This window comes from Streptococcus mitis, assembly GCF_003942795.1.
GTDB lineage: Bacteria > Bacillota > Bacilli > Lactobacillales > Streptococcaceae > Streptococcus > Streptococcus mitis_BJ.
The window spans coordinates 78274-92868 of sequence record NZ_RJNY01000002.1; the positions used below are offsets into that span (position 1 = coordinate 78274).

Consider the following 14595-nt stretch of genomic DNA (forward strand, 5'->3'; position numbering starts at 1 on the left):
CCCCTTGTCTCATTCTCGTTTTAAAAGTATAAAAAAGTGTTTAAAGAGTAAATTACTCACTTTCTTTCAACTTGGCCAATTCCTGTGCAAGGAGTTTAAGGGCAACTTGTGGATTGGCTTGCCCTTTGGTTGCCTTCATAAGGAATCCTGTGAAGGCCTTGTCTGCGTTGCGTTTGCCTGACTTGAAGTCGGCAACGGCAGCTTCGTTATCCGCAAAGACTTGGTGGATGATTGGGATCAAGACATCTGGATCAGAGATTTGCACCAAGCCTGCTTTTTCCACGTATTCACGCGCGCCACCGCCATTTTTAGCCAGGTGGACAAAGACTTTCTTGGCAATCTTGGAAGAGATCGTGCCGTCTTCGATGATGGCAATCATTTCTACCAAGTTTTCTGGTGTCAATTCGATTTGTTCCAGTGTTTTACCTTCGGCGTTCAAGAATTGAGCGACTTCACCTTGGAGCCAGTTAGAAACTTGTTTGGCATCGCCACCGAGGGCAACAGCTTTTTCAAAGAAGTTAGAAGTGACTTTGTTTGCAGTCAACTGGCTAGCATCGTAGTCTGACAAGCCAAGATCAGATACGTAGCGCGCACGGCGTTCTTTTGGAAACTCTGGCAATTCTGTTCGCATTTCCTCAATCCACTCGTCTGAGATTTCAAAGAGTGGTAGGTCTGGTTCTGGGAAGTAGCGGTAGTCTGCAGCACCTTCTTTGACACGCATGAGGATGGTTGCCTTGTTAGCTTCATCGTAACGACGTGTTTCTTGGCGAATTTGACCACCTGAGCGAAGGATTTCAGCTTGGCGTTGGACTTCGTATTCAAGACCTTTGCGGACATTTGAGAAGGAGTTGAGGTTTTTCAACTCAGTCTTGGTACCGAATTTTTCTTGACCATAAGGGCGAAGGGAGATGTTAGCATCCACACGCATCGAACCTTCTTCCATCTTAACGTCAGAAATACCAGCGTACTGGATGACTTCCTTGAGGGCAGTTAGATAAGCATAGGCTTCTTCTGGCGAGCGCATGTCAGCTTCAGAAACAATCTCAATCAATGGCACCCCTTGGCGGTTGAGGTCAACATAAGAGTAGCCATCTGTACCGTGGGTGTTTTTACCAGCATCTTCTTCCAAGTGAGCGCGCTCGATACCGATTTTCTTGGTCGTACCGTCTTCTAGCTCCACTTCAATCCAGCCGTTGTAGCCGATAGGTTCATCAAACTGAGAAATTTGGTAGGCTTTGGGATTGTCGGGATAGAAGTAGTTCTTGCGGTCAAAGTGCATCTTTTTGTGGATGTCCATGTTGAGGGCAAGAGCAGCCTTGATACCAGCATCGACAACCCCTTTATTGAGAACCGGAAGTACTCCCGGGAAAGACCAGTCAATCACGTTGGTGTTGGCATTTTGGTCATTTCCAAAGTGGGCAGAAGTAGGTGAGAAGATTTTTGAATTGGTGTTGAGCTCTACGTGGACTTCAAGTCCAATGACTGTTTCAAAGTTCATTAGTTATCACCTCCAAAAATCACGGGTTGTTGTTTGTGGTAGTCTGTTGTTGCTTCAAAGGCAGCAGCAGCTTGGTAAATGGTCTCCTCAGAGTATTTAGGACCGATCAATTGGAGACCGACTGGTAGACCTTGAGCAAATCCAGCAGGAATCGAAATTCCTGGAAGACCAGCTAAGTTGACTGGGATGGTCAAGAGGTCAGCCAAGTACATGGCAACTGGGTCATGGTTGAGGGAATCCAAGTCATAGGCAACGCTTGGAGCAGTTGGACCCAAAATCAAGTCATAATCCGCAAAGACTTTTTCAAAATCTTGAATAATAAGGGTACGGACCTGACCAGCTTTCTTGTAGTAGGCATCATAGTAACCTGATGAAAGGCTGAAAGTACCTAGCATGATACGGCGTTTCACTTCTTCACCGAAACCTTGGCTACGGCTGTTTACATAGATTTCATCAAGATTAGTCGCATCCTCTGCGCGGTAGCCGTAACGAATACCGTCAAAACGTTGCAAGTTTGAGGAGGCTTCTGATGAAGCGATAATGTAGTAAACGGCAACACCGTATTTTGAGTGAGGAAGGCTGACTTCTTCGACGATAGCACCAAGCTTTTCAAAGTGTTTGGCCGCGTTCAAGATTGTTTCCTTAACCTCTGGGTCAATCCCTTCACCAAGGTATTCCTTAGGCAAAGTAATTTTCATGCCCTTGATGTCTTGGCCGATTTTTGAAGTAAAGTCGGCAATGCGGACAGGGGCAGAAGTAGAGTCTTTAGCATCTTCGCTGGCAATCGCATTGAGCAAGAGGGCATTTTCTTTAACAGTTGGTGCAAAAGGTCCAATCTGGTCTAATGAGCTACCGAAGGCAATGAGACCGAAACGAGAAACCGTTCCGTAGGTTGGTTTGAGACCAACAATCCCGTTGAAGGCGGCAGGTTGGCGGATGGAACCACCAGTATCAGAACCAAGAGACAAGCGGACTTGCCCAGAAGCTACAGCTGCGGCAGAACCGCTTGATGAACCACCAGGAACCTTGCTGTGGTCCCAAGCATTTTTAGTGGCACCATAGTGGGAAGTTTCACCTGATCCACCCATGGCAAACTCGTCCATGTTGGTTTTTCCGACCACAATCATGCCCTTAGATTTTGCATTGGCAATGGCTGTCGCATCAAAGATAGGCTCGTAGTTGTAGAGCATTTTTGAGGCAGCAGTTGTGAGGATGCCGTCAGTAGAAATATTATCCTTAACAGCCAGTGGAATTCCTGAAAGGACATTATCCGCGTCAATTCCAGCTTCATCAATGGCTTTAGCTTGAGCAAGGGCTTGTTCTTCAGCGATAGTGACAAAAGCATTGATAGCTTTCTCGCGAGACTTGATATCTTCAAGCGTGGCTTGGGTCAATTCAGTTGCTGAAATCTCCTTAGAGACAAGGAGGTTGTGCAAGTCTTCAATCGTTTTGTTATTAAAAGTCATTAGGCATCTCCTCCATCATCTAGGATAGCTGGTACCTTGATATAGTAGTTTTCTTTTTCAGGTACGTTTTTAAACAAGCGGTCACGGTCTGTTCCTTCTTCAGCCACATCCGGGCGGAGTACGGTCTTGCGGTCAGCCATGGTCGTAGTAGGTGCGACACCAGTTGTGTCGACTTCGCCTAACAATTCAACCATGTCAACAATCTTAGACAAGGTTGTCGCAAAGGCAGCAGTTTCTTCTTCAGAGAATCTTAATTTTGAAAGATCGGCAACGTGTGTTACCTCTTCTTGCGTAATTTTCATCTTGCATCCTTTCGTGAAATGATGATTTTTAGTCTGTTCTATTTTACCATATTTTCCTATAAATAAGGGAGCCAAACTGAAAAGAAATAGAAATTGAAAAATCGCTTTTAATTCGCTATAATGGTTAAACTAGAGAATAGAAAAAATAAGAGTTAGGATAGAAATATGTTCCATCAATTTATCACCAGATCTCAAACGGTTCCTCCTCCCATTTCCCTCTTTTGGTATGGGATCATGATGCTTACTTTAGTGCTTTGTATTTATGGAGCACTTGCTTATCACAAAAATCCGAAATTTGTCCGCTTGTTTAAGGGGATTCAGATTCTCCAGTTACTTGCCCTATATAGTTGGTATGTTGGTTTTGGGATTCCATTTTCTAACAGCCTTCCATTTTACCATTGCCGTTTGGCTATGTTTGCGGTGGTTCTCTTGCCCGATAAATGGCGGAGCAAGCAATATTTTGCCCTCTTAGGAGCAAGTGGAGCGGTCTTTGCTTTGGTTTACCCCGTTTTTGACCCCTATGATTTTCCCCATATCACCAGTTTTTCATTTTTGATTGGGCACTATGCCCTTCTAGTGAATTCCTTGATTTACTTGATAAATCACTATGACAAGAGCCTACTAAAGAAATATATGATTGTAGTCTATACTTTCGTTCTCAATCTCTTTCTAGTTGGGGTTAATATAGTAACTGGTGGAAATTATGGCCTTTTAAGAGATACACCATTTATCTCGAATGCTTCTCTATGGCTAAAGTACCTCCTTGTGTCGGTTATTCTTTCTCTAGCTTTGCTTCTCTTTGATATCTTGTTCAAGAAACGGTGGAAAAAGAGAAATCAGGTGAAATCTATACTCTAGCTTGCCTTTTCATCGGATGAGCAATTGAAAAACTCCCCAAAATCCGATATAATGGAGAGTTGAAAGGAATAGTAAAATCCAATGTAAAAATCATTCTTAGCTACTGAAACAACCAAAAATAGAAAATCAAAGAAAGAGAACTTATGACTATTCAAGAAGAAATCAAGAAACGCCGTACCTTTGCCATTATTTCTCACCCGGACGCGGGGAAAACAACCATTACTGAGCAGTTGCTCTACTTTGGGGGCGAGATTCGTGAGGCTGGTACTGTAAAAGGGAAGAAAACAGGGACTTTTGCCAAGTCTGACTGGATGGATATCGAGAAACAACGTGGGATTTCGGTCACGTCATCTGTTATGCAGTTTGACTATGATGGTAAGCGCGTGAACATCCTAGACACTCCAGGGCACGAGGATTTCTCAGAAGACACCTATCGGACCTTGATGGCGGTGGATGCTGCGGTCATGGTCGTGGACTCTGCTAAGGGTATCGAGGCCCAAACCAAGAAATTGTTTGAGGTTGTGAAGCACCGTGGCATTCCAGTCTTTACCTTTATGAACAAGCTAGACCGTGATGGCCGTGAGCCACTGGACCTCTTGCAAGAGCTAGAAGAAGTATTGGGGATTGCCAGCTATCCAATGAACTGGCCAATCGGGATGGGGAAAGCTTTTGAAGGATTGTATGACCTCTATAACCAACGTTTGGAGCTTTATAAAGGGGATGAACGCTTTGCCAGTCTAGAAGATGGGGATAAGCTTTTTGGAAGCAATCCTTTCTACGCTCAGGTTAAGGACGATATCGAACTTTTGCAAGAAGCAGGAAATGAATTTTCAGAAGAAGCTATTCTTGCAGGAGAACTGACTCCGGTCTTCTTTGGTTCAGCTCTTACTAACTTTGGGGTTCAGACCTTCCTTGAGACCTTCCTCAAGTTTGCTCCAGAGCCACATGGGCACAAGAAAACAGACGGCGAAATTGTGGATCCTTATGACAAGGATTTCTCAGGATTTGTCTTTAAAATCCAAGCCAACATGGACCCTCGACACCGTGACCGCATCGCCTTTGTCCGTATCGTTTCGGGTGAATTTGAGCGTGGTATGAGTGTTAACCTTCCTCGTACTGGTAAGGGAGCTAAGCTGTCGAATGTTACCCAGTTTATGGCGGAAAGTCGTGAGAATGTGACCAACGCTGTAGCAGGAGATATTATCGGGGTTTATGATACGGGTACCTATCAAGTTGGAGATACCTTGACCGTTGGAAAAAATAAGTTTGAATTTGAACCACTGCCAACCTTTACACCTGAGATTTTCATGAAAGTTTCTGCTAAGAACGTCATGAAACAAAAATCCTTCCACAAGGGGATTGAGCAACTGGTGCAAGAAGGAGCCATTCAGCTTTACAAGAATTACCAAACTGGTGAGTACATACTAGGAGCTGTCGGACAACTCCAGTTTGAAGTCTTTAAGCACCGCATGGAAGGCGAGTACAATGCAGAAGTGGTCATGAGCCCAATGGGTAAGAAGACCGTTCGTTGGATCAAGCCTGAGGACTTGGACGAGCGCATGTCCTCAAGCCGCAATATCTTGGCCAAGGACCGTTTCGACCAACCAGTCTTCCTCTTTGAAAATGACTTTGCCCTTCGCTGGTTTGCGGACAAGTATCCAGACGTAGAGTTGGAAGAGAAGATGTAAATCGTTACAAATGACTAGCAACATAAAGTTGCTGTCATTTGACGGTAACTGCTATGGCAGCTTACCTAAACGCTTCACTAGGAAAAATCCACGAATATTATCGATTCATGGATTTTTTCATATAGTAAAGGTAATTGAAGTCAAAGGTAAATTAAAACCCCAGAGAAATCATGTTACATGAATTCTTCTGAGGTTTTTCTAGTTTGCATATTTCTGGTAAAAATCGACCTTGACCTGGATAAAAGTTTCGGCTTCGCGTAGTAGCTGCAGGAGGGTAGCACGGGTTTCAAACTCCTCACGTGTTTTAGGGAGACTCCGATTGCGGAAGACTTGCAGATAGCGTTCGATGTCATCAAGTAGGTCATGAGCAGGATTGGTCTGACTTAGCTGGGCAGCAATTTTAGAAAAGAGCTGGGCCAAGATCAAACTCTCACTTGCGGCCAGATGGCAGGTATTAATCTGCTGGGCCATATTTCGCAGGATGCGACTTTGTCGCTGCCTCATCTCAAAGTAGTGGATGTGGTAGTCCGTCTGGTGAAAGAGGTGATCCGAGTGATCCAGGTAGACCAGTTTGAGAGCTTCATCGAGGAGCTTGTCTAATTGGTCAACGAGTTGGGCTTGATTGCGTCCGTCTCCCCTCGAAAGATAGTATTTAAAACGAAGCAGGATGTCTTTTAACTTTTCTTCGACCTGAAGGTGATAGCTTTGGATGGCTTTCTCACGAGAGGGCATATAAAGGTTGACCAATAGGGCAAAGCTTGTTCCGATGAGGAAGAGGAGTACTTCATTAAGCAAGAGCTCTGGAGAAGTAGACTCCTGTACCAAGAGATGACCGACCAAGACACTGCTAGGGGTGATGCCGATTTCCCAGCCCATTTTGTAAGCAAGAGGCACATAGAGAGCCAGATAGAGGCCCAGACTCCAGATGTGAAAGCCCGTCAGCTGAAAGGCTAGAACACCGATAGCGAGCGCTAGGATCATGGAAAAGAGGCGGTTACGTGCTAATTTCAGCGTGCTTCTGCGCGTGTCGGAGAGGCTTAAGAGAGCGATAATTCCAGCTGAAACTGCTGATGATAAATCTAAAAAATAAGCGAGTAAACAAGCGAGACAGGTCGCTAAGATCAGTTTGGTCGTACGTTGAGTGAGAGACATGAAAATTTCCTAAACGAATAGAGTCAAGTGTTTAACTAGGAATCAGAGACTAGGGACGAACTTTTCGGTTTGTAGCATACTCGGCAACCGCTGTAAAGAGGACATCTGTTGAAGAGTTCAGGGCTGTTTCGCAGGAGTCTTGAACGACCCCAATCACAAAACCGACTCCGACAACCTGCATAGCCAAGTCGTTGGAAATCCCAAAGAGGCTACAAGCGACAGGAATGAGGAGAAGGGATCCCCCAGCGATTCCAGAGGCTCCGCAGGCAGAAATGGCAGCCACGACACTGAGCACAAATGCTGTCCCAAAGTCTACCGAGATTCCGAGTGTATTGACAGCAGCCAGGGTCAGGACATTTATGGTAACAGCAGCGCCAGCCATATTGATGGTCGAACCAAGCGGGATGGAGACAGAGTAGGTGTCAGGATTCAGTCCCAAGTCTTGGCAGAGTTTCATATTGACAGGGATATTGGCGGCAGAGCTACGGGTGAAAAAGGCTGTAATACCACTGACACGTAGGCATTTCAAAACAAGGGGATAGGGATTTTTCCTCATAAAGAGAAAGGCGATGAGCGGGTTGATGATGAGAGCAACAAAAGCTATGGTAGCAATCAAGAGTCCTAGGAGGACACCGTAGTTAGCCAGACTGGCAATGCCCTTGTCAGAGATGGTCTTGAAAACCAAGCCTAAAATCCCAAAGGGAGCTAGATTGATAATCCATTCCACGATTTTAGAGGTGACATCCGCCATGGTTTTCAGCAATTCTTTACTGTGTTTACTTGCCTCTCTCATAGCCAGACCAAAGACGACTGCCCAAGAGAGAATCCCGATATAGTTGGCTTCGACAATAGCATTTAGAGGATTGTCCACCAGTTTGAGCAAGAGGTTGCTGAGGACTTGACCGATACCGTCAGGAGCAGCAACTTCTGTATTCGCGCTGGTCAGGGTGATTTGCACAGGCAGTAAGAAACTAGCTAGAACGGCTACCAACGCAGCAGCAAAGGTTCCAAGCAAGTATAGGAAAATAACCGTCTTCATATTGGTGTTTTGCCCCTTTTGGTGTTGGGAAAGGGCATTGGCAACAAGGGCAAAAACCAAAATAGGAGCGATGGCTTTCAATCCGCCTACAAAGAGGTCTCCAAGCAAACCAATTCCTGTCAGGTTTGGAAAGAGCATCCCCAATGTAGCTCCAAAAATCATTCCAATGAGGATTCGTTTGATGAGGCTTGCCTTGGTCCAGGCTCTAATGATTCGTTTCATAGCAGTCTCCTTCAAATGTATTGTTTATAATTATAGTATAAATATGCTATAGAGGCAAGTAATATTTTGAAAATAGGGCCAATAATTGAATAATTATGAAAGAAAAGAGAACGACGATTTTATGGTATAATAGGAAAAAGGAGTTTTATATGCAAGATTTTTTTCAACGCTATTTTGATAAACTTGATTTAACAACCATCTTAGAGAATCTCTTGACCAAGGTGATTTCTCTTTTGATTTTGTTTTTGCTATTTTATATAGCTAAAAAGATGCTTCACGCTACTGTCCGAAAGATTGTCAAGCCCTCACTTAAATTCTCAAATCGAGATGCAGGAAGACAAAAGACCATCTCGCGTTTGCTGGAGAATGTCTTTAACTACATTCTTTATTTCTTTTTGATCTACTGCATCCTGTCTATTTTGGGCTTGCCGGTTTCCAGCCTCCTTGCTGGGGCAGGGATTGCTGGTGTAGCCATTGGTATGGGGGCGCAAGGCTTTCTATCCGATGTCATTAATGGCTTCTTCATCCTTTTTGAACGCCAGCTTGATGTGGGTGATGAAGTGGTCCTCACAAATGGACCGATTACCGTCTCTGGGAAGGTCGTTAGCGTAGGAATCCGTACAACGCAACTGCGAGGTGACGATCAAGCCCTTCACTTTGTTCCCAATCGTAATATCACTGTTGTTAGCAACTTTTCCCGCACAGAGTAGGTCTGCTATTTTGGCAGATTTGTGGTACAATAGAAGGAGTTTGGTAAAGGAGAGAGTATGCTATTTGTAGAGAAAAAATTAGGTCACGATCGTACTTGGATAGACCTTAATGTGGATAAGATTAAAAATATGGAAGATCTTTCTGGCATCTATGGATTGGACAAGGAAACCATCGAGTATGCTCTGGATAGAAATGAACGAGCCCATATGGATTATAACCGTGAAACGGAGACGGTAACCTTTATTTATAATGTTCTTGACTTAGAAAAAGACAAAGAATATTATGAAGCGATTCCGATGACTTTTATCGTTGAAAAACAACGGCTGATCACAATTAGCAATCACAAGAATACTTATGTGATTAAACGTATGGCAACCTATCTTGAAAACCATGAAATTATTTCAATCTACAAATTTCTTTTTGCCAGTTTAGAGATTATTAGTAATGCTTATTATCCAGTTATTGAAGAGATGGATAAAAGTAAGGATGAAATCAGTGCACTTCTTCGTCAAAAAACAACTAAAAAAAATCTTTTCGCCCTCTCTGACTTGGAAACTGGTATGGTTTACCTGACAGCTGCTGCTAAACAAAATCGTCTCCTCTTGGAACACATTCAAGGGCATGCTCTTTATCGCAATCTTAATGAAGTAGAAAGAGAGCAGTTTGACGATGCTATGATTGAAGCCCATCAGTTGGTTTCGATGACAGACTTAATATCTCAAGTCTTGCAACAACTCTCAGCCTCTTACAACAACATCCTAAATAATAATCTGAATGATAATTTGACAACTTTGACAATTATCTCAGTCTTGCTAGCTATCCTTGCGGTTATTACAGGATTTTTCGGAATGAATGTTCCCTTACCGTTTACAGATGAACCAAATGCTTGGATTTATATTTTGATAGCTAGTCTCATTTTATGGGCAGTCTTAGCTCAATGTTTAAAGAAAATTGCTAGAAACTAAAAAAAGGAGCCAGAATGGCGATTGAAAACTACATGCCAGATTTTGCTGTGGAAGCAGTCTATGATCTGACAGTCCCAAGCCTGCAGGCGCAGGGAATCAAGGCTGTTTTGGTCGATTTGGACAATACCCTCATTGCTTGGAACAACCCTGATGGGACACCAGAGATGAAGCAATGGCTACATGATCTCCGTGACGCGGGCATTCGCATCATCGTGGTCTCAAATAATACCAAAAAACGGGTTCAACGCGCAGTTGAGAAATTTGGGATTGACTACGTTTATTGGGCCTTGAAGCCTTTCACATTTGGGATTGACCGTGCCATGAAGGAATTTCACTACGAGAAAAATGAAGTGGTCATGGTCGGCGACCAACTCATGACGGATATTCGCGCAGCCCATCGTGCGGGTATTCGCTCAATCTTGGTCAAACCCTTGGTCCAACATGACTCGATTAAAACGCAGATTAACCGAGCTCGCGAGCGCCGTGTCATGCGAAAAATCACTGAAAAGTACGGACCGATTACATATAAAAAAGGAATTTAACTATGGAAGAAATTCTATGTATTGGTTGTGGAGCAACCATTCAGACGACAGACAGGGCTGGTCTTGGATTCACCCCCCAATCGGCACTTGAAAAAGGTTTGGAGACTGGCGAAGTCTATTGCCAACGCTGTTTCCGTCTCCGCCATTACAATGAAATTACTGATGTCCAGTTGACGGACGATGATTTCCTCAAACTCTTGCACGAAGTGGGAGACAGTGATGCCTTAGTGGTCAATGTCATAGATATTTTTGACTTTAATGGCTCTGTCATCCCAGGCTTACCACGATTTGTATCGGGCAATGATGTTCTATTGGTGGGAAATAAAAAAGATATCCTGCCCAAGTCTGTTAAACCGGGCAAGATTAGCCAATGGCTCATGGAACGTGCCCACGAAGAAGGTCTTCGCCCTGTGGATGTCGTCCTGACTTCAGCACAGAATAAGCATGCTATCAAGGAAGTCATTGACAAGATTGAACACTACCGTAAGGGCCGCGATGTCTATGTGGTTGGCGTGACCAACGTTGGAAAGTCAACCCTTATCAACGCTATTATCCAAGAAATCACGGGCAACCAGAATGTCATCACGACTTCACGCTTTCCAGGGACAACCTTGGATAAGATTGAGATTCCGCTTGACGACGGATCTTATATCTACGATACACCAGGGATTATCCACCGTCACCAGATGGCCCACTACTTGACGGCCAAAAACCTCAAGTATGTCAGCCCTAAAAAGGAAATCAAGCCCAAAACCTATCAACTTAACCCTGAACAAACCCTGTTTCTAGGTGGTTTAGGACGCTTTGACTTCATTGCAGGTGAAAAGCAAGGTTTCACAGCCTTCTTTGACAATGAACTCAAACACCACCGTACCAAGCTAGAAGGTGCTAGTGCTTTCTACGACAAGCACCTCGGAACCCTTCTCACACCACCAAATAGCAAGGAAAAAGAAGACTTTCCAAAACTAGTCCAGCATGTATTTACCATCAAGGACAAGACTGACTTAGTCATCTCAGGCCTAGGCTGGATCCGCGTAACAGGCACTGCCAAAGTCGCCGTCTGGGCACCAGAAGGCGTCGCCGTCGTCACACGAAAAGCCATTATCTAAACACAGAAAGGAAAGGGTCATCTAGACTTGGGCGAGCATTGCGAGCCCATAGAGAATACTTTTCGCCGTGGTGTTAGTTGGTACAAGTGATTGTACCAACTGCGGAAAATTTGAGACCTTAGGCTCAAATTTTAGTCATGAAAGTCCGAAGGACTTTGCTGACGTCCGTCATCACTTCAGAAAAGTATAAAAAGAAACTCTTTTAAAGAAAATTATGTCATTAACATCGAAACAACGTGCCTTCCTCAACAGCCAGGCACACACCCTCAAACCCATCATCCAAATCGGGAAAAATGGTCTCAACGACCAAATCAAAACCAGCGTCCGTCAAGCTCTTGACGCGCGTGAATTGATTAAGGTTACTCTCTTACAAAACACAGATGAGAACATCCACGAAGTAGCTGAAATTTTGGAAGAAGAAATCGGAGTGGATACTGTCCAAAAAATCGGACGCATCTTGATTTTGTATAAACAATCCAGCAAGAAAGAAAATCGCAAGATTTCTAAAAAAGTCAAAGAAATCTAAAACCTACTCCAAACAACTGTTTTTACAGAGAATTAAAGGAAGACGAGCCTATGGCAATTGAATTATTGACTCCCTTTACCAAGGTAGAGTTGGAGCCAGAAATCAAGGAGAAAAAACGCAAACAAGTCGGGATTCTAGGAGGGAATTTTAATCCCGTTCACAATGCCCATCTAATCGTTGCTGACCAAGTACGGCAGCAGTTGGGACTGGATCAAGTCTTGCTCATGCCCGAATACCAACCACCTCATGTAGATAAAAAGGAAACTATCCCCGAGCACCATCGGCTCAAGATGCTTGAGTTGGCGATTGAGGGGATTGAAGGTTTGGCCATTGAAACCATTGAGTTAGAGCGCAAGGGCATTTCCTACACCTACGACACCATGAAGATTTTGACCGAGCAACATCCTGACACTGATTATTACTTCATTATCGGGGCTGATATGGTGGACTATCTGCCTAAGTGGTATCGAATTGATGAGCTGGTCGAAATGGTTCAGTTTGTAGGGGTTCAGCGACCACGCTACAAGGCAGGGACTTCCTATCCTGTTATCTGGGTGGATGTGCCTCTCATGGACATCTCCTCCAGCATGGTGCGTGACTTCATTGCCCAAGGTTGGAAGCCTAACTTTCTCCTACCTCAGCCAGTGCTAGACTACATCGAGAAGGAGGGGCTTTACTGATGGCATACCAAGACTATATCAACTGTTCCCGAGAGGCTTTGTTGGAAAAAATGGCAGAGCTTCTACCTGAAAAACGTTTAACCCATTGTTTGGGTGTAGAGCGTGCAGCCATAGAGCTTGCCCAGCGATTTGGAGTCGATGTTGAGAAAGCTGGTCTAGCAGGCCTCCTTCATGATTATGCTAAAAAGCTGTCAGATCAGGAATTTCTAGACTTGATTGACCGTTACCAATTAGACCCTGACCTCAAAAACTGGGGCAATAATGTCTGGCATGGAATGGTTGGCATCTACAAGATTCAGGAGGACTTGGATTTGCATGATCCAGAAATCCTGCGAGCCATTGAAATCCATACAGTCGGGGCTGGTCAGATGACAGACTTAGATAAGGTCATTTACGTCGCAGACTACATCGAGCACAATCGTGCCTTTCCAGGAGTGGAACAGGCGCGTGAGATTGCAAGTTTATCGCTCAATAAGGCGGTGGCCTACGAAACAGCTCGTACCGTGGAGCATCTAGCTCATCAGGGATTTCCCATCTATCCCCAAACCCTTGAAACCTATAACGCCTATGTGCACTATTTGAAAGAGGACTAAATGAACGAAAAAGAATTACTAGAACTAGTCGTGAAAGCGGCTGATGAGAAACGTGCGGAAGATATCCTCGCACTTGATGTACAAGATTTGACCAGTGTGACAGACTACTTTGTTATTACTAGCTCGATGAATAGCCGTCAGTTGGACGCTATTGCTGATAACATTCGTGAAAAAGTAGCGGAAGCAGGCTTTAAAGGCAGTCATGTCGAAGGTGATGCAGCTGGAGGCTGGGTCTTGTTGGACCTCGGCGGTGTCGTTGTGCATATCTTCTCAGAAGAAATGCGTGCCCACTATAACCTAGAAAAACTTTGGCATGAGGCAGAGTCAGTAGATTTATCTGAAGCTTTGGCGTAGAAGATGAACTCAGTTGCAGTCAACTGGGTTTTATTTGCTTAGTTTAGAAGAAAATTGATGGAAAGGTGAGGGCGAGTGGTGTTTGCCATGGAGGCTCTTGGTATCATGATTATGGCAACTTATGAAACCTTTGCGGCTGTCTATGATGCGGTCATGGATGATAGTTTATACGACAAATGGACGGATTTTTCTCTGCGTCATTTGCCTAAGACCAAGGAGAGAAAGAAACTCTTGGAATTGGCTTGTGGGACAGGTATCCAGTCTGTCCGCTTTTCTCAGGCTGGCTTTGATGTGACAGGACTTGACTTGAGCGCGGATATGTTGAAGATTGCGGAGAAGAGAGCTACTTCAGCCAAGCAAAAGATTGATTTTATTGAAGGCAATATGCTGGATTTGTCCAAGGCAGGTCAATATGATTTTGTCACGTGTTACTCTGACTCTATCTGCTACATGCAGGATGAGGTCGAGGTAGGAGACGTTTTTAAGGAAGTGTATAATGTCCTCAACGAAGACGGAGTATTCATCTTTGACGTGCATTCGACCTACCAGACAGATGAAGTTTTTCCAGGCTATTCTTACCATGAAAATGCGGAAGATTTTGCCATGCTTTGGGACACCTATGAGGACGAAGCTCCTCACTCCATCGTGCATGAGTTGACTTTTTTTATCAAGGAGACTGACGGTTCCTTTAGTCGCCACGATGAAGTGCATGAGGAGCGGACTTATGAGGTCTTGACCTATGATATTTTGCTGGAACAGGCTGGTTTCAAGTCCTTCAAACTCTATGCGGACTTTGAGGACAAGGAACCAACAGAAACTAGCACCCGTTGGTTTTTTGTCGCGCAGAAGTAGGATGCCTGAATGATTTGGCAAAATAGATTGAGGTAATA

General features: G+C 44.3%; 16 protein-coding genes. 11 read left to right on the top strand and 5 right to left on the bottom strand.

The annotated features are described in order from the left end of the window. Positions 1-52: 52 nt before the first annotated feature. From gatB to gatC, 3 genes are read right to left on the bottom strand one after another with little or no spacing between them, the layout of a single operon-like run. Positions 53-1498, bottom strand: coding sequence for an Asp-tRNA(Asn)/Glu-tRNA(Gln) amidotransferase subunit GatB (gene gatB, locus D8847_RS01455; RefSeq protein WP_125840364.1), 1446 nt, complete (start codon positions 1496-1498; stop codon positions 53-55). Further along, positions 1498-2964, bottom strand: coding sequence for an Asp-tRNA(Asn)/Glu-tRNA(Gln) amidotransferase subunit GatA (gatA, locus tag D8847_RS01460; protein ID WP_125840365.1), 1467 nt, complete (start codon positions 2962-2964; stop codon positions 1498-1500). Before gatA ends, gatB begins: the two co-directional genes overlap by 1 nt. Then, entirely contained in the window at positions 2964-3266 is a 303-nt protein-coding gene (gene gatC, locus D8847_RS01465) for an Asp-tRNA(Asn)/Glu-tRNA(Gln) amidotransferase subunit GatC (RefSeq protein WP_125840366.1), read from the bottom strand. The genes gatA and gatC overlap by 1 nt, the downstream gene beginning before the upstream one ends. A gap of 165 nt (positions 3267-3431) precedes the next feature. Here gatC and D8847_RS01470 point away from each other — a divergent pair, with 165 nt between their 5' ends. Together D8847_RS01470 and D8847_RS01475 are read left to right on the top strand one after the other, a co-directional pair. Next, complete coding sequence (locus D8847_RS01470) at positions 3432-4124, top strand: TIGR02206 family membrane protein (protein WP_125840367.1); 693 nt, start codon at positions 3432-3434, stop codon at positions 4122-4124. Positions 4125-4267: 143 nt separating this feature from the next. Beyond that, positions 4268-5812, top strand: a complete 1545-nt coding sequence (locus D8847_RS01475; protein ID WP_125840368.1) for a peptide chain release factor 3 — start codon at positions 4268-4270, stop codon at positions 5810-5812. A 198-nt stretch (positions 5813-6010) separates the two neighbouring features. Here D8847_RS01475 and D8847_RS01480 read toward each other — a convergent pair whose 3' ends face one another. Together D8847_RS01480 and sstT are read right to left on the bottom strand one after the other, a co-directional pair. Beyond that, complete coding sequence (locus tag D8847_RS01480) at positions 6011-6964, bottom strand: aromatic acid exporter family protein (protein ID WP_125840369.1); 954 nt, start codon at positions 6962-6964, stop codon at positions 6011-6013. Positions 6965-7013: 49 nt separating this feature from the next. Beyond that, complete coding sequence (gene sstT, locus D8847_RS01485; protein WP_125840370.1) at positions 7014-8225, bottom strand: serine/threonine transporter SstT; 1212 nt, start codon at positions 8223-8225, stop codon at positions 7014-7016. Between the two features lie 149 nt (positions 8226-8374). Here sstT and D8847_RS01490 point away from each other — a divergent pair, with 149 nt between their 5' ends. The 9 genes from D8847_RS01490 to D8847_RS01530 all read left to right on the top strand — a co-directional run bounded on the left by D8847_RS01490 (position 8375) and on the right by D8847_RS01530 (position 14557). Then, positions 8375-8935: a mechanosensitive ion channel family protein gene (locus tag D8847_RS01490; protein ID WP_125840371.1), complete on the top strand. Its 561-nt coding sequence runs from the start codon at positions 8375-8377 to the stop codon at positions 8933-8935. Between the two features lie 57 nt (positions 8936-8992). Beyond that, entirely contained in the window at positions 8993-9901 is a 909-nt protein-coding gene (locus D8847_RS01495; RefSeq protein WP_125840372.1) for a magnesium transporter CorA family protein, read from the top strand. A gap of 14 nt (positions 9902-9915) precedes the next feature. Beyond that, positions 9916-10443: a YqeG family HAD IIIA-type phosphatase gene (locus D8847_RS01500; RefSeq protein WP_000963744.1), complete on the top strand. Its 528-nt coding sequence runs from the start codon at positions 9916-9918 to the stop codon at positions 10441-10443. Between the two features lie 2 nt (positions 10444-10445). After that, positions 10446-11552, top strand: a complete 1107-nt coding sequence (gene yqeH, locus D8847_RS01505) for a ribosome biogenesis GTPase YqeH (RefSeq protein WP_125840373.1) — start codon at positions 10446-10448, stop codon at positions 11550-11552. 214 nt (positions 11553-11766) lie between these two features. Further along, a complete protein-coding gene (yhbY, locus tag D8847_RS01510; protein WP_000060171.1) occupies positions 11767-12078 on the top strand; it encodes a ribosome assembly RNA-binding protein YhbY in 312 nt (103 codons plus the stop codon). A gap of 50 nt (positions 12079-12128) precedes the next feature. After that, positions 12129-12758: a nicotinate-nucleotide adenylyltransferase gene (locus tag D8847_RS01515; protein ID WP_125840374.1), complete on the top strand. Its 630-nt coding sequence runs from the start codon at positions 12129-12131 to the stop codon at positions 12756-12758. Further along, positions 12758-13351 carry a bis(5'-nucleosyl)-tetraphosphatase (symmetrical) YqeK gene (gene yqeK / locus D8847_RS01520; protein ID WP_125840375.1) on the top strand — a complete coding sequence of 198 codons (594 nt, stop codon included), beginning with the start codon at positions 12758-12760 and terminating at the stop codon, positions 13349-13351. The genes D8847_RS01515 and yqeK overlap by 1 nt, the downstream gene beginning before the upstream one ends. Further along, entirely contained in the window at positions 13352-13705 is a 354-nt protein-coding gene (gene rsfS, locus D8847_RS01525) for a ribosome silencing factor (protein WP_033583417.1), read from the top strand. It abuts the gene before it with no gap. A gap of 111 nt (positions 13706-13816) precedes the next feature. Next, on the top strand, positions 13817-14557 hold the full coding sequence (locus tag D8847_RS01530) for a class I SAM-dependent DNA methyltransferase (protein ID WP_185757902.1): 741 nt from the start codon (positions 13817-13819) through the stop codon (positions 14555-14557). Positions 14558-14595: the final 38 nt, after the last annotated feature.

Excerpts from the sequence above, each read along its gene's own strand:
- gatB (WP_125840364.1), bottom strand. The coding sequence starts at position 1,498 with ATGAACTTTGAAACAGTCATTGGACTTGAAGTCCACGTAGAGCTCAAC.
- gatA (WP_125840365.1), bottom strand. The coding sequence starts at position 2,964 with ATGACTTTTAATAACAAAACGATTGAAGACTTGCACAACCTCCTTGTC.
- gatC (WP_125840366.1), bottom strand. The coding sequence starts at position 3,266 with ATGAAAATTACGCAAGAAGAGGTAACACACGTTGCCGATCTTTCAAAA.
- D8847_RS01470 (WP_125840367.1), top strand. The coding sequence starts at position 3,432 with ATGTTCCATCAATTTATCACCAGATCTCAAACGGTTCCTCCTCCCATT.
- D8847_RS01475 (WP_125840368.1), top strand. The coding sequence starts at position 4,268 with ATGACTATTCAAGAAGAAATCAAGAAACGCCGTACCTTTGCCATTATT.
- D8847_RS01480 (WP_125840369.1), bottom strand. The coding sequence starts at position 6,964 with ATGTCTCTCACTCAACGTACGACCAAACTGATCTTAGCGACCTGTCTC.
- sstT (WP_125840370.1), bottom strand. The coding sequence starts at position 8,225 with ATGAAACGAATCATTAGAGCCTGGACCAAGGCAAGCCTCATCAAACGA.
- D8847_RS01490 (WP_125840371.1), top strand. The coding sequence starts at position 8,375 with ATGCAAGATTTTTTTCAACGCTATTTTGATAAACTTGATTTAACAACC.
- D8847_RS01495 (WP_125840372.1), top strand. The coding sequence starts at position 8,993 with ATGCTATTTGTAGAGAAAAAATTAGGTCACGATCGTACTTGGATAGAC.
- D8847_RS01500 (WP_000963744.1), top strand. The coding sequence starts at position 9,916 with ATGGCGATTGAAAACTACATGCCAGATTTTGCTGTGGAAGCAGTCTAT.
- yqeH (WP_125840373.1), top strand. The coding sequence starts at position 10,446 with ATGGAAGAAATTCTATGTATTGGTTGTGGAGCAACCATTCAGACGACA.
- yhbY (WP_000060171.1), top strand. The coding sequence starts at position 11,767 with ATGTCATTAACATCGAAACAACGTGCCTTCCTCAACAGCCAGGCACAC.
- D8847_RS01515 (WP_125840374.1), top strand. The coding sequence starts at position 12,129 with ATGGCAATTGAATTATTGACTCCCTTTACCAAGGTAGAGTTGGAGCCA.
- yqeK (WP_125840375.1), top strand. The coding sequence starts at position 12,758 with ATGGCATACCAAGACTATATCAACTGTTCCCGAGAGGCTTTGTTGGAA.
- rsfS (WP_033583417.1), top strand. The coding sequence starts at position 13,352 with ATGAACGAAAAAGAATTACTAGAACTAGTCGTGAAAGCGGCTGATGAG.
- D8847_RS01530 (WP_185757902.1), top strand. The coding sequence starts at position 13,817 with ATGGCAACTTATGAAACCTTTGCGGCTGTCTATGATGCGGTCATGGAT.